13 protein-coding genes are annotated in these 12,713 nt (G+C 60.4%); all 13 read left to right on the top strand.

The window, feature by feature from the left end:
- The first annotated feature begins 36 nt into the window (after positions 1–36).
- Complete coding sequence (locus tag DW796_RS03330; RefSeq protein WP_118094258.1) at positions 37–804, top strand: dihydroorotate dehydrogenase electron transfer subunit; 768 nt, start codon at positions 37–39, stop codon at positions 802–804.
- Positions 805–818: 14 nt separating this feature from the next.
- Positions 819–1,727, top strand: a complete 909-nt coding sequence (locus tag DW796_RS03325) for a dihydroorotate dehydrogenase (RefSeq protein WP_006236128.1) — start codon at positions 819–821, stop codon at positions 1,725–1,727.
- Complete coding sequence (gene pyrF, locus DW796_RS03320) at positions 1,721–2,437, top strand: orotidine-5'-phosphate decarboxylase (protein WP_117564271.1); 717 nt, start codon at positions 1,721–1,723, stop codon at positions 2,435–2,437. Before DW796_RS03325 ends, pyrF begins: the two co-directional genes overlap by 7 nt.
- A 239-nt stretch (positions 2,438–2,676) precedes the next feature.
- Entirely contained in the window at positions 2,677–2,985 is a 309-nt protein-coding gene (mihF, locus tag DW796_RS03315; RefSeq protein ID WP_006236130.1) for an integration host factor, actinobacterial type, read from the top strand.
- Positions 2,986–3,555: a guanylate kinase gene (gmk, locus tag DW796_RS03310; protein WP_006236131.1), complete on the top strand. Its 570-nt coding sequence runs from the start codon at positions 2,986–2,988 to the stop codon at positions 3,553–3,555. It begins immediately after the preceding gene.
- A 5-nt stretch (positions 3,556–3,560) separates the two neighbouring features.
- Positions 3,561–3,842: a DNA-directed RNA polymerase subunit omega gene (locus tag DW796_RS03305; RefSeq protein ID WP_035138532.1), complete on the top strand. Its 282-nt coding sequence runs from the start codon at positions 3,561–3,563 to the stop codon at positions 3,840–3,842.
- Positions 3,843–5,087: a tRNA uracil 4-sulfurtransferase ThiI gene (gene thiI, locus DW796_RS03300; protein ID WP_118094257.1), complete on the top strand. Its 1,245-nt coding sequence runs from the start codon at positions 3,843–3,845 to the stop codon at positions 5,085–5,087. It abuts the gene before it with no gap.
- A gap of 213 nt (positions 5,088–5,300) precedes the next feature.
- Positions 5,301–6,014, top strand: coding sequence for a ComEA family DNA-binding protein (locus DW796_RS03295; protein WP_117564273.1), 714 nt, complete (start codon positions 5,301–5,303; stop codon positions 6,012–6,014).
- A complete protein-coding gene (locus DW796_RS03290) occupies positions 6,011–8,314 on the top strand; it encodes a DNA internalization-related competence protein ComEC/Rec2 (RefSeq protein ID WP_118094256.1) in 2,304 nt (767 codons plus the stop codon). Before DW796_RS03295 ends, DW796_RS03290 begins: the two co-directional genes overlap by 4 nt.
- A 78-nt stretch (positions 8,315–8,392) precedes the next feature.
- The gene (holA, locus tag DW796_RS03285) at positions 8,393–9,355 is read left to right on the top strand and encodes a DNA polymerase III subunit delta (RefSeq protein WP_118094255.1); all 963 of its coding nucleotides are present in this window, start codon (positions 8,393–8,395) and stop codon (positions 9,353–9,355) included.
- A 133-nt stretch (positions 9,356–9,488) separates the two neighbouring features.
- Positions 9,489–9,755: a 30S ribosomal protein S20 gene (rpsT, locus tag DW796_RS03280; RefSeq protein WP_022094714.1), complete on the top strand. Its 267-nt coding sequence runs from the start codon at positions 9,489–9,491 to the stop codon at positions 9,753–9,755.
- A 96-nt stretch (positions 9,756–9,851) separates the two neighbouring features.
- On the top strand, positions 9,852–11,663 hold the full coding sequence (lepA, locus tag DW796_RS03275) for a translation elongation factor 4 (RefSeq protein ID WP_118094254.1): 1,812 nt from the start codon (positions 9,852–9,854) through the stop codon (positions 11,661–11,663).
- A 4-nt stretch (positions 11,664–11,667) separates the two neighbouring features.
- Positions 11,668–12,711, top strand: a complete 1,044-nt coding sequence (gene dusB / locus DW796_RS03270) for a tRNA dihydrouridine synthase DusB (protein WP_118094253.1) — start codon at positions 11,668–11,670, stop codon at positions 12,709–12,711.
- The last annotated feature ends 2 nt before the right edge of the window (positions 12,712–12,713 follow it).

Raw genomic sequence — 12,713 nt, 5'->3', positions numbered from 1 at the left:
ATTGGAGCGTCTATGCCCACACCTTCCACTGCACGCATGCACGACTTCGAGGTCGTCTCGAACCAGGAGATCGCCGACGGCATCTTCTCGCTCGTAATCTCGGCCCCCAAGCTTGCAAGTGCGCTCAAGCCCGGTCAGTTTGTGAACATTGCCGTGCCCGGCGATGCCTCCTCGCTGCTTCGCGTGCCCCTGAGCTTCTATCGCGCCGACGCCGAGGCCGGCACCGTCGAGCTGTGGTACGCCGTCGTGGGCGACGATACCCGCCGTTTGTCCCAGATGGGCCCTGGCTCCACCTCTAACCTGTTGGGCCCCGGTGGCCGTGGCTGGATGGTACCCGAGGGCACCAGGAAGGCACTGCTCGTCGCCGGTGGCATCGGCGTTCCGCCTGTGCTGTGTCTTGCCGGCATGCTTGCCGAGCAGGGTGTTGATGTGGACGTGTGCCTGGGCTTTGGCACCGCTTCCAAAGTCGTGGGTGTCGATGAGTTCCGTGCGCTGGGCGCCACGGTTAACGTGTGCACCGACGACGGTTCGCTCGGCACGCACGGTTTTTGCACCGATCCGGCAGCCGAGCTGCTTGGAGAGGGCGGCTACGACTACGTCGCCAGCTGCGGCCCCGCCGTCATGATGAAGAAGGTCGCCGCCGCTGCCGCCGAGGCCGGTGTGTACTGCGAGGTGTCGCTCGAGCGCATGATGAGCTGTGGCTTTGGCGCCTGCAACACCTGCAATGTCGAGACGGTCGACGGTATGAAGGGTGCTTGTATGTGCGGTCCCGTGTTCGATGCTTCTAAGGTGGTGGTCTTCTAGTGGGTACCGTGAACATGGCCGTCGATTTCGGCGGCGTCAAGATGCAGAACCCCATTAACACCGCAGCCGGTACCTTTGGCTACGGTTGGCAGTTCCAGAACTTCTTTGATGTTTCCCAGCTGGGCGCCATCACCACCAAGGGTTGCGCTGCCGAGCCCTGGCCCGGCAATCCCGCGCCCCGCATGGCCGAAATTCCCGGCGGTATGATCAACTCCGTGGGTCTTCAGAACCCCGGCGTGGCCGCCTTTGCCCGCGAGTCCGGTCCGTGGCTCGAACAGCTGTCCAAGGACGGCTGCCAGGTCATCTGTCAGGTTGCCGGTCACTCCGTTGACGAGTTTGTCCGCGCACTCGAGATGTATGTCGAGCTATGCCCCTGGGCTGCCGGCTACGAGATCAACGTGAGCTGCCCCAACATCGCCGCCGGCGGTGCCGCCATGGGCTCCACGCCCGAGGGCGCCTCTTCCGTTATGGCTGCCTGCCGCAAGGTGACTGATAAGCCGCTGTTCGTGAAGATGGCGCCGGTCAACGTCGCCGAGATCGCCAAGGCCCTCGAGGCTGCCGGCGCCGACGGCCTTTCGGTCATCAACTCCATCCAGGGCATGGCCATCGACGTCCATACCCGCAAGTCCCGCGTGGCCAAGCCCAAGGGCGGCCTTTCGGGCCCGCTGTGCCACCACATCGCCGTGCGCATGGTCTGGGAGGTTGCCCAGGCCGTCGATATCCCCATCAACGGTGTCGGCGGTGTCATGACTGGCGAGGATGCGGCTGAGTTTATCCTGGCCGGCGCCACCTGCGTGTCGGTCGGCATGGCCAACTTCGTCGATCCGTGTGCTTCGCTTAAGATCGCGCATGAGCTCGAGGCCTGGGCCGAGTCCCAGGGCGTAAAGGACATCAACGAGCTGGTGGGTGCTTTCGAATGCTAGAGAATGATGCCCGCGACCGTGTTATCGTCGCCCTCGACTGCGACCGTGAGCGCGCGCTCGAGCTCGCCCACGAGCTTTCGGGCCATGCCGCCTGGCTCAAGGTCGGCATGACGCTCTATTACGCTGAGGGTCCCCAGATCGTCAAGACCTTTAAGGACCTTGGCTTTAAGGTCTTCCTCGACCTTAAGTTCCATGACATTCCGCATCAGGTGCGCGGCGCTGCCCGCTCGGCCTCGCTTGCCGGTGCCGACCTGCTTTCGGTCCACGGCCTGGGCTCGGGTGCTATGCTCGCTGCCTGCCGCGAGGGTGCCGAGGAGGCGCGTGAGGACCGCGCCAAGCTCGTCGCCATCACCGTGCTCACGAGCATGAATCAGGATGCCTTGAGCGAGATCGGCGTCGAGTCTCCCGTGGCCGAGGAGGCCGCCCGCTTGGCAAAGCTTGCTCAGGCCAACGGCATCGATGGCATCGTGTGCTCACCGATGGAGGCTCACGACATGCGTGAGCTGCTGGGTCCTGATGCCCTGATCGTGACTCCGGGTGTGCGTCCGGTGGGTGCCGCCCTTGGTGACCAGTCCCGCGTGGCGACGCCTTCCCAGGCTATCGAGCGTGGCGCAAGCCACATTGTGGTGGGCCGTCCCATCACCGGTGCCGACGATCCGGTTGCCGCCTTTGACGCTATCGTCGCCGAGCTGGTCGAAAACGTCGCGTAAAAGATTCCCCTAAGTCACCACTTTTGGGTCTCATTAGCACAAAATAGCCCCTGTGCCTGCGTAAACTTTCCCATCCTTTGTGTGGAATCGCAGGTCAGGGGCTTAACTTTGGGCGCAGTATATTGCACTTTTTGCGGGTATCGTCTAACCTATGGAGCCGCGATTAGGCATTTTGTACGTTCTACGTGCTAAAATGCCAATTATTGAATCAGATATAACCCAACTATTTGGAGGTACGAATGGCACTCCCTCAGCTTACCGACGAGCAGCGCAAGCAGGCTCTTGAGAAGGCTGCTGCCGCACGTCACGCCCGCGCTGAGCTTCGCGAGCAGATCAAGAAGGGCGAGAAGTCCCTCGAGTCCGTGCTCAACTCCGATGACCCCATCGCTTCCCGCATGAAGGTTTCCACCCTCATCGAGTCTCTCCCCGGTTATGGCAAGGCCAAGGCCGCCAAGATCATGGAGGAGCTCGGTATCTCCGCTACTCGTCGCGTCCAGGGCCTCGGCGTCCGTCAGCGCGAGCAGCTCCTCGAGCAGCTGACCAAATAAGTGAGCGCTCAGGATTCCAAGCTCTTTGTGATTTCTGGACCGTCAGGCGCAGGCAAGGGTACGCTCGTCACTCGTGTGCGCGAGCGCCGCTCGAACCTGGGTCTGACGGTTTCGGCTACCACGCGAGCACCACGCAAAGGTGAGGTCGACGGCGTCAACTACTTTTTTCTGACGCGCGAGGAGTTCGACCGCCGCGTGGCAAACGGTGAGTTTGTTGAGTGGGCCGAGGTCCACGGTAACTGCTACGGCACGTTGGTGAGCGAGGTCACATCCAAGCTCGCCTCGGGCGCGTCTCTGATTTTGGAGATCGATGTCCAGGGCGCCCTGCAGGTGAAGGAGCGTTTCCCCGAGGCCGTGCTGATCTTTATCAAGCCGCCTTCGCTTGAGGTGCTCCGCGAGCGTCTAGTCGGTCGCGGTACCGAGACGCCCGAGACGATTGAGCTGCGTATGGCAAACGCCGCCGATGAGCTTGCCCTTGCCGACCGCTACGACGACGTCGTGGTGAATGACGATCTCGACCGCGCGACCGATGAGCTCGTTCGCGTTCTCGATATGCATGAAAGGATCTGAGGTCCGTGTCCGTTGTAAAGCCTTGCATTGACGATCTTCTGGAGAAGACCGATCACAACCGCTTCCTGCTCGCTTCGCTTGCCTCCAAGCGCGCCTGCGACATCAATAGCATGCTGCGTGGCCAGCACAACCGCGTGCTTGCCGTCCAGGATGTCGATGACATCACCATCGGGCTTTCCGGTGCCGATACCATCTCGATGGCTATGGACGAGATTGTCGACGGTGACATCTCTTACGACGAGGCCCGTTACGAGAAGGCGCTCGGCCACAAGGTTGCTGAAGCCTAAATGGCGGCTCGCGTCTGCCTAGTCCACTATCACGAGGTTGGGCTGAAGGGCAAGAACCGCGCACATTTTGAGCATATCCTCATGGATAACATCAAGGCGGCCTTGGCCGCCTTTTCCGTGAATGCCGTGTCTCGAATTTCCGGTTATATCCTCGTGACCTTTAACGAACATCAGGCCGACGAGGCGGCGCGTGTCATTCGCACCGTTCCCGGCGTTGCCCGTGTGTCTTTGGCGTATCACACCAACCGCGACCCGCAGGAGTACTGCGCCGCCGCCGTGAAGGCGCTGCGCGAGTTTGGTTCCTTCGATTCGTTTAAGGTGCACGCCAAGCGCTCCAATACTGACTATGAGCTCACCTCGATCGATATCAATCGTCAGGTGGGCGAGGTACTGTGTGAGGCCTTCCCCGATAAAAAGGTTCAGATGCACGACCCCGACGCGATGGTGCACGTTCTGGTGGTTCAGGGTAGTGTCTACGTGTATGCGCGCTCCGAGCGCGGCGTGGGCGGTCTGCCGGTGGGTTCTGCCGACAAGGTCGTGACGCTGCTGTCGTCGGGTATCGATTCTCCGGTGGCGACCTGGATGCTCGCGCGTCGCGGCGCGGTGTGCGTGCCGGTGCATTTCTCCGGTCGTCCGCAGACGCCTGATACGAGCGAGTATTTGGTGCAGGACATCATCCGTGCGCTTGAGCCGGGTGTCCAGATCGGCCGCCTGTACGTGGTGCCGTTTGGCGACTGCCAGCGTGAGATTTCGGTCACCTGCCCCAGCAACCTGCGTGTGATCATGTATCGTCGCATTATGTATTCGGTTGCCGAGCGCATTGCGCACATCGAGGGCGCCAAGGCCATCGTTACGGGCGAATCGCTTGGGCAGGTTGCCTCCCAAACGCTTGAGAACATCATGGCCGTCAACGAGGCCGTGAAGATCCCCGTGTTCCGTCCTCTCATCGGTTCGGACAAGCAGGAGATCATCGCGCGTGCTGAGGAGATCGGTACGTTCGATATCTCGACTGAGGCCGCTCCCGACTGCTGCACGCTGTTTATGCCGCGCCGACCCGAGACGCACGCTAAACTCGATGCCGTGCATGAGGCCTGGGAACTGTTTGATCACGAGGAGATGATTGAGCGCCTGCTCAAGCAGACCGAGTACATCGACTTCGAGAGCAACACATATAAGGCCCCTAAGACCTTAAAACGCAAACATTCGGAGCTTGCTCCGCGTGAGATTTACCAAGATTACGAGTAAATTTGTGCATAGACCGACGATGCGCCTGTATCGTCGGTCTTTTGCTATCTGGGCAAATGATGCCAAGATGTTCATTCGTTGACGTGTGTCTGAATAAATGGACATTTTTTCGCAAGGTTTAGGTCAGCTTTTGGTTTGACCGCGAAAACTGGTGTGGACGTGCGGAAGCTGCGGCGTTCGTTTCCTGACACGATGGTGTTGGGAGGTTTTGCTATGGCGCAGCGCGAACAACACGAACGAGTCAAAAAGATGGACCGCTGGGCGGGCAAACTGCTCGGTCATAAGGCAGTGGTGATGGCGATACTGGTCGTCATTGCGATGGCGAGTGGGCTGGCGATGGCGAACCTTGGCGGCGGTGCCGGCGGTGTGTCGTTTGAGCGCACTGATGGTTCGGGCACGTTAGTGGAGCCGGGATCCGGCGATGCTTCGAGCGGAAAGACATCCGAAGGCTCTTCGCCTAAGGCGTCTGCCGCGGCAGAGGTCTATGTCGATGTTGATGGCGCCGTGGTGTCACCCGGTGTATATCGCCTCAAAGACGGGGCGCGGGTGGCTCAGGCGATTGATGCCGCCGGCGGACTGGCGCCCGAAGCAGACGTTACGGGGCTTAATCGTGCATCCAAGGTCACTGATGGACAAAAAATTCACGTTCCAACGGTAGGGGAGCAGCAGGCGTCCATTGCGGAAGCCGGTGTTGATGGTGGGACTTCCGCATCGTCGGGCGTTAGTGGCGCAACAGGCCTAGTAAACATCAATACGGCAAGCGCAGAAGAGCTGCAGACGCTTTCGGGCATCGGCCCCTCCATGGCCCAGTCGATTATCGATGAGCGGACAAAGAACGGTGCTTTCGCCTCGGTTGACGATCTGATGCGTGTGTCGGGAATCGGCGAGAAGAAGCTTGCCAAAATCAAAGATTGCATCTGCGTATGAGCGCGACCGAGCGCGAGCACGTGATGCCTCCGCGACCCCTGATTCCGTGGACGATGGCCCTGTGTGCCGGCATGTGCGTGAGCTGCGCCTTGGTGCTCAGCATAGCCGCTGATGCGCTGCTGAGGGAGCGGGCGACGGCGGTCGGGCCGCTATGGTCCATTCCCGTTGCGGCAGCGGTTTTCGTTGTGCTGGCTCACTCTTGTGCGCGGCTTGCCCCTTTGAAGCGGTGGCTGTATGCCGCGTTCGCCGGTCTCGTGGCGGGAGCGGTCGTCTCGGCGTGGTGGGCTGTGGGCGCGCTAAGTGCCTCGAAGGCGCTCGACGGTCGAGCGGCAAGCGGCCTCGAGTTTTTCGTGCAGGGTGATCCATCCATAAACGACGACGTGTATTCCTATACCTGCGAGGCACGCGCGGACGGTAAGAACTTGGCAACGGTTCGCCTATCGTGTGATCGTGAGCTCAAGGTCGGGGCGCACGTGCGTGTTATCGGTCGCGTTTCGCGTTTTGAGAACGAGGCATATGGACGATCGCGCGTGCTCCGAGGCGAGGTGCGTAAGGTTAAAGCCGTTCGGATTGTGTCGGTCGATGAGGGTTCTCCGGGGCCGCTGCTTCGGCTGCGAAATGGGCTGCTTGCGTCCATCGCGCCTGCGACCGACCCGGCGCGTGCGCTCATAGCCGGTGTCGTCTGCGGTCGTTCGGCCGAGCTGCGCGCCCAGCCGGCGGGCGACTGGTTTTCTGTGACGGGAACGGCACATCTTATCGCCGTCTCGGGCAGCCATTTGGCTATCGTGGGGTTTGTAATCGAGGGCGTATTGCAAAAGACTCGGTGCTCACGTGGTCTTCAGCGGGCGATATTGGCGATAACGCTTGTGGGCTACGCTGCATTTACGGGCGCGTCTCCCTCGGCCGCGCGCGCGTGCTGCATGGTGTTCGTGACGCTTGTCGTAAACGACGCGGGGCGTCGTCGGCACGGCCTTTCGGCACTCTTCGTAACCATGTCCATCTTTGTGCTACTGCGGCCGACGGTGCTGTTCGAGATGGGCTTTCAGCTATCATGTGCCAGCGTCTTAGCCATTCTGTGCTTTTGCCCCTATGCGACCTATGCTTTGGGTGAGCTGGGTGTGCCATCGGGCGTTACCAGCGTGTTTTCCGTCACGCTGTGCTCGCAACTGGCGACACTTCCCATTACCATTCCTGCCTTCGGTACATTCTCGCTCATTGCTCCGTTGTCAAATGCGGTCATCGGTCCGGTGGTGAGCGTTCTGCTCGCTGTGTCGATCGTGCTGGTTCCCTTTTCGCTCGTGGGACCGTTGCGGACTTGGGCGCTCGTTGTGCCCATGATTGCCGCCCGTTGCGCGCTGTTTTTCGAGCAGCTGTTTGCCGCCGTGCCGGGTGCATACGTGAGCGTGCCGCCCGATAGCATGTGGATTTACCTATTGCCGTGTTTTCTGGCGGTTCTGCTGGTCTGGTGGCCGCGTCCCCGTGCACGTCCTATGGCGGCGGGGCTTGCATGCCTGATGCTCTTGGCTGCGATTCCGTACGTCTATTGGGATCGATTCGCTCCGCCTTCGGTGACGGTGCTCGATGTGGGCCAGGCCGATGCGATTCTTATCCGCCAAGGCGGCGCAGTAGCTCTCGTCGACTGCGGGCTCGACGAGCGCGTGGTGGCGGCGTTGGTTCGCAATAACGTGCACCATATCGATGCCGTCTTTGTGACGCATTGGGATGAGGACCACTGGGGTGGTTTGCCTGCCGTGCTCGAACAGTTTTCGGTCGGAACGATTGCCGTGGCGGCGGATGCGCTGGAGGATGCTCCTGCCGAGGTATTGAACCGACCTGGCGTGGAGTATCGGCAGGTGCGCCGTGGGGATACGGTCGACATCGGCTCATTTTGCGCCCGCGTGATGTGGCCATTCGAGTCCGTGGATGGCGAGGGAAATGAGGACTCGCTTGTCCTGCTGCTCTCTTATGTTCAGGAAGGTAAGGGCCTGCGAATACTTCTCACCGGTGATGCCGAGCTCGACCAAGAACGGGAATTCGTGCAGGAGGTGGGGGATATCGATGTACTTAAACTTGGGCATCACGGCTCCAAGGTTTCAGTCGATGGTGAGTTGCTGGACGTCCTGAAGCCCGAGCTTTCCCTCGCAAGCGCCGGTGAGGGGAATCGATACGGCCATCCGTCCGATGCCTGCATCGATGCCGTTAAGGAAGCGGGTGGTGTGTTCGCGTGTACCATCGAACACGGCGACATTACCGTCGCACCGACTGCGAATGGCTTTGTGATGCGATGCCAGCGACCGTGACGACGTCGTTGGCGTGTGGTGGGCCCCTGGGCTAGAATGGCACGGAACGAATGCGAAGGCCTGCGGGAGGGGAGCGCAATGTCCGAAACCGGTTTGCTGCCGGCATATCTGATCGTCGGTACCGACGGAGTTAAGCGCGATCACGCCGTCTCGCGTATGAAAGCGCGTCTGGAAAAGTCGGGTATGGTCGAGTTCAACCTCGACGAGCGAGACATGACCAAGGACCCCGATATCGAGTCCATTATCGGATCGCTTAACACCTTTCCGATGGGCAGCGAGTTTCGTCTGGTAATCCTCGATGGCTGCTCAAAGCTCGCCAAGGCGGTCTCGGAGCCGCTCGTTGGGTATCTGGCGAGTCCCAGCCCCACTACGGTCTGCCTCATCATCGCCGACTCACTTGCCAAGAATACGCGCCTGTATAAGGCAATCGCCAAGATCGACAAGAAGGCTATCGTCGATTGCTCGGGTACCAAGCGCTGGGAACTGCCGCGCCGTGTTCAGCAGATGGCGACGCAGCGCGGTAAGTCGATTTCGACGGCGGCCGCCGAGGAGCTCGTCTCGCGTTCGGGCGAAAACACGCGCATGCTCGATAACGACTTGGCTAAGCTTGCCCAGATGGTCGAGTCGCCTCAGATTGAACTTGCCGATGTTGAGCGCTGGATTGTCCGTACGGCCGAGGTTCAACCCTGGGACTTCCTCAACGCCATCTCGGCTCGCGATATGCGGCGATCGCTCGAGCTCTTCAATCTACTGCCCGCCAAGAGCTACGTGTGGACTTACACATTGCTGTGCGGCCGCATCCGCGAGCTTATCGTTGCCAAGGCGCTCGATGCGCGCGGACAGGGTCGTGAGCTGGCCGCAACACTTAAGCTCCAGTCCTGGCAGGTCAAGAATCACCTGACCTGGGCACGTCGCTTTTCGATGGCAGAGCTCGTTGCCGCGCTCGAGGGCGCGGTCGATGTGGAGCTCGCGCTGAAGGGTTCGGCCGATTCTCAGACCGCGCTTTTGCTCTGGATTACGAACATCTTGAGAAAATCGTGATGATACCTGCCTATTTGGCAAATTCGTTCTATCCCTTTGAGGGGGAGCGTGCTATAGTAGGCGCTTGCATGACCTCACCGTGTCTCAGAGGTGTCATACATTTTTTGCAAGGAACTCGAAAGGAACTCCAGAAGTGGCAAACATCAAGTCTCAGAAGAAGCGTATCCGCACCAATGAGGCAGCTCGCATGCGTAACAAGGCTGTCAAGTCCGAGCTCAAGACGCTGACCAAGCACGTCCAGTCCGCCGTCGCCGAGGGCGACGCCGAGAAGGCCCAGGCTGCCCTCAAGACCGTCACCAAGCGTCTCGACATGGCTGCCGCCAAGCATGTTATCCACAAGAACCAGGCTTCCAACCGCAAGTCCGGTCTTGCTAAGCTCGTGAACAGCATCAACGCCTAAGTTGTAAATTTCACACCACACAGATTACGCGCATAAATGGAGCCTGTTTTATGGAGCAGGCTCCATTTTTTGTATCGCTCGGGTAAGATAGTCCGCATGAATACTTCAATTGACATTTCCCACATCCGCAACTTCTCAATTGTTGCGCACATCGACCATGGCAAGTCCACGATCAGTGACCGCATCCTCGAGCTCACCCATACCGTTGACGAGCGCGACATGGAGTCGCAGCTGCTCGACACTATGGATATCGAGCGCGAGCGCGGCATCACGATCAAGTCCAATGCCGTTCGCGTGTCCTATGACGCCGATGATGGCGAGACGTATCAGTTCAACCTGATCGATACGCCGGGCCACGTTGACTTTACCTACGAGGTCTCGCGTTCGCTGGCCGCCTGCGAGGGCGCGGTGCTCGTCGTCGATGCCACCCAGGGTGTCGAGGCCCAGACCGTCTCCAATGCGACGCTCGCCATGAACGCCAATTTGGACATTGTGCCGGCCATCAACAAGATCGACCTGCCCTCGGCCCATCCCGATGAGGTCAAGATCGAGATCGAGGATGACTTGGCGATCCCTGCCGATGATGCCGTGTGTGTCTCGGGCAAGACCGGCGAGGGCATCCACGATCTGCTGGAGTCCATTGTCTTTTTGATCTCTCCGCCCAAGGGCGATGCGAACGCGCCGCTCAAGGCACTCATCCTGGATTCGTATTTCGACGAGTATCGCGGCGTCGTCGCCACGGTGCGCATCTTTGACGGTTCCATCAAAAAGGGCGATACCCTGCGCATGATGCAGGCAAAGGGCGACTTTTTGGTCGATGGCGTGGGCGTCAAGCGTCCCGCCGAGACTCCGGTCGATGCGCTGACGGTCGGCGAGGTGGGCTACGTGGTCACGGGCCTGAAGGACCCCGAGGCCGTGCGCGTGGGCGATACCCTCACGTGGGCGTCGAATCCCTGCCCCGAGCCGCTTCCCGGCTACCGCGAGGCTAAGCCCATGGTCTATACGGGCCTGTTCCCGATCGATAACAAGGACTATGAGAACCTGCGTGACGCGCTCGATAAGCTGCACGTCAACGACCCGTCGTTGGTGTGGGAGCCCGAGACCTCGGTGGCGCTCGGCTTTGGCTTCCGTGTGGGCTTCCTGGGCCTGCTGCACATGGAAGTCGTCAAGGAACGCCTGGAGCGCGAGTTCAATCTGGACCTCATTGCCACGAGCCCCTCGGTTGACTATCACGTCTACAAGACTGACGGAGAGATGATTGATGTCCGTAGCCCGCAGGATCTTCCCGAGGCCACGCGCATCGAGCGTATCGAGGAACCCTACCTCAAGGCTAAGATCATCTGCCCGCCCGAGTATACGGGTGCCGTCATGCAGCTCGCTATCGAGCACCGTGGCATTACAACCGACATGATCCATCTCACGAGCAAATCGGTCGAGATGCGCTTTGACATGCCGCTCGCCGAGCTCATCCTGGACTTCTTTGACCAGCTCAAGAGTCGTACCAAGGGCTATGCCTCGCTCGACTACGAGTTCAACGAGTACCGTCCCTCCGAGCTCGTTAAGCTCGATATCTTGCTTTCGGGCGATGAGGTGGACGCGCTGTCGTTTATCGTCCACAAGGACAAGGCCTATGGCCTGGCCCGTGGCCTGTGCGACAAGCTTAAGGAGATCATCCCGCGTCAGCTGTTCGAGGTGCCCATCCAGGGTGCTATCGGCAATAAGATCATTGCCCGCTCCACCGTCAAGGCGCGTCGCAAGGACGTGCTTGCTAAGTGCTACGGCGGCGATATCTCGCGTAAGCGCAAGCTGCTCGAGAAGCAGAAAGAGGGCAAGAAGCGCATGAAGGCCATCGGATCGGTCGAGGTCCCGCAGGAGGCCTTTATGGCGATCCTCAAGGTGGACGAGTAGGTCTATGGCGCTTTCTGAATACAGCAAGCGGCTGCTGGGCGCCTATGCCGAGCAGCCGTTCCTTATGGCTCCCATGGCGGGCGTGACCGACCCTGCCTACCGCATCATGTGCCGCCGTCGCGGTGCCAACCTTGCCTACAGCGAGATGGTGAGCGTGGCGGGCCTTGCCTATGCCAGCAACAAGACCTGGCGCCTGGTGCTACCGGCCGACGAGGAGCAGCAGATTTGCGTGCAACTCTTCGGCTCCAAGCCCGATCAGTTTGCGAGCGCCGTCGCTGCCGTCGAGGAGCGCGTTGGCGATCGCCTGTCGCTCATCGATATCAATATGGCATGCCCCGCCCGCAAGGTTGTTACCAAGGGCGAGGGCTCGGCGCTCATGCGCACGCCCGACCTGGCGGAGAAGATCGTCGAGGCCACGGTGGGCGCGGCGCACGTGCCCGTGACCGTCAAGATTCGCAAAGGCTTTTATGCCGAGGACCGCAATGCCGCGACATTTGCCCAGATGCTTGAGGGCGCAGGGGCTGCCGCAGTCGCCGTGCATGGTCGTTGCGCCACGCAGCTCTACACCGGCCAGGCCGATTGGTCGGTCGTCGATGAGGTCGCAGATGCCGTTGAGATTCCCGTGATCGGTTCGGGTGATGTGTTCACCGCCGAGGATGCCGCGGTGCATCTGCGAAACTCGGGTGCCAGCGCGGTGTTTATCGCGCGCGGCATCTACGGGAACCCGTGGGTGTTTGGCGATGCTCGCGCTCTTGCGCTCGATGGCACACCGGTGCCGGCGCGCAGCTCTGTCGAGCGCCTGGACGCCCTGCGTGAGCACCTAACGCTGACGCATGAGCTCCTGCCGCTCATGTCGCGTGCCCGTACGTACGCAAGCTGGTACTTAAAAGGCATGCCCCATGCCGCCGCTTGGCGTGCCCATGTGGTGCGCTGCTCCACGTATGAGGAGTTTATGGCGCTGGTCGATGAGATCGAGCATGATGTGGTGGCCTGCGAGGCTGCCCTTGCCGCCGGCGAATCGGTGCCCCCTCATCCGCTGGAGGCTTAAGG

Origin of the sequence: Collinsella sp. AM31-2AC, from assembly GCF_003469285.1 — a bacterium.
In the GTDB taxonomy this organism is placed as follows: domain Bacteria; phylum Actinomycetota; class Coriobacteriia; order Coriobacteriales; family Coriobacteriaceae; genus Collinsella; species Collinsella aerofaciens_AT.
The sequence above is the reverse complement of the archived record's forward strand: the minus strand, read 5'-3'. Positions and strand labels throughout refer to the sequence as shown.

Bases quoted from the DNA above. Each gene is read 5' to 3' on its own strand.
- DW796_RS03330 (WP_118094258.1), top strand. From the start codon at position 37: ATGCACGACTTCGAGGTCGTCTCGAACCAGGAGATCGCCGACGGCATC.
- DW796_RS03325 (WP_006236128.1), top strand. From the start codon at position 819: ATGGCCGTCGATTTCGGCGGCGTCAAGATGCAGAACCCCATTAACACC.
- pyrF (WP_117564271.1), top strand. From the start codon at position 1,721: ATGCTAGAGAATGATGCCCGCGACCGTGTTATCGTCGCCCTCGACTGC.
- mihF (WP_006236130.1), top strand. From the start codon at position 2,677: ATGGCACTCCCTCAGCTTACCGACGAGCAGCGCAAGCAGGCTCTTGAG.
- thiI (WP_118094257.1), top strand. From the start codon at position 3,843: ATGGCGGCTCGCGTCTGCCTAGTCCACTATCACGAGGTTGGGCTGAAG.
- DW796_RS03295 (WP_117564273.1), top strand. From the start codon at position 5,301: ATGGCGCAGCGCGAACAACACGAACGAGTCAAAAAGATGGACCGCTGG.
- DW796_RS03290 (WP_118094256.1), top strand. From the start codon at position 6,011: ATGAGCGCGACCGAGCGCGAGCACGTGATGCCTCCGCGACCCCTGATT.
- holA (WP_118094255.1), top strand. From the start codon at position 8,393: ATGTCCGAAACCGGTTTGCTGCCGGCATATCTGATCGTCGGTACCGAC.
- lepA (WP_118094254.1), top strand. From the start codon at position 9,852: ATGAATACTTCAATTGACATTTCCCACATCCGCAACTTCTCAATTGTT.
- dusB (WP_118094253.1), top strand. From the start codon at position 11,668: ATGGCGCTTTCTGAATACAGCAAGCGGCTGCTGGGCGCCTATGCCGAG.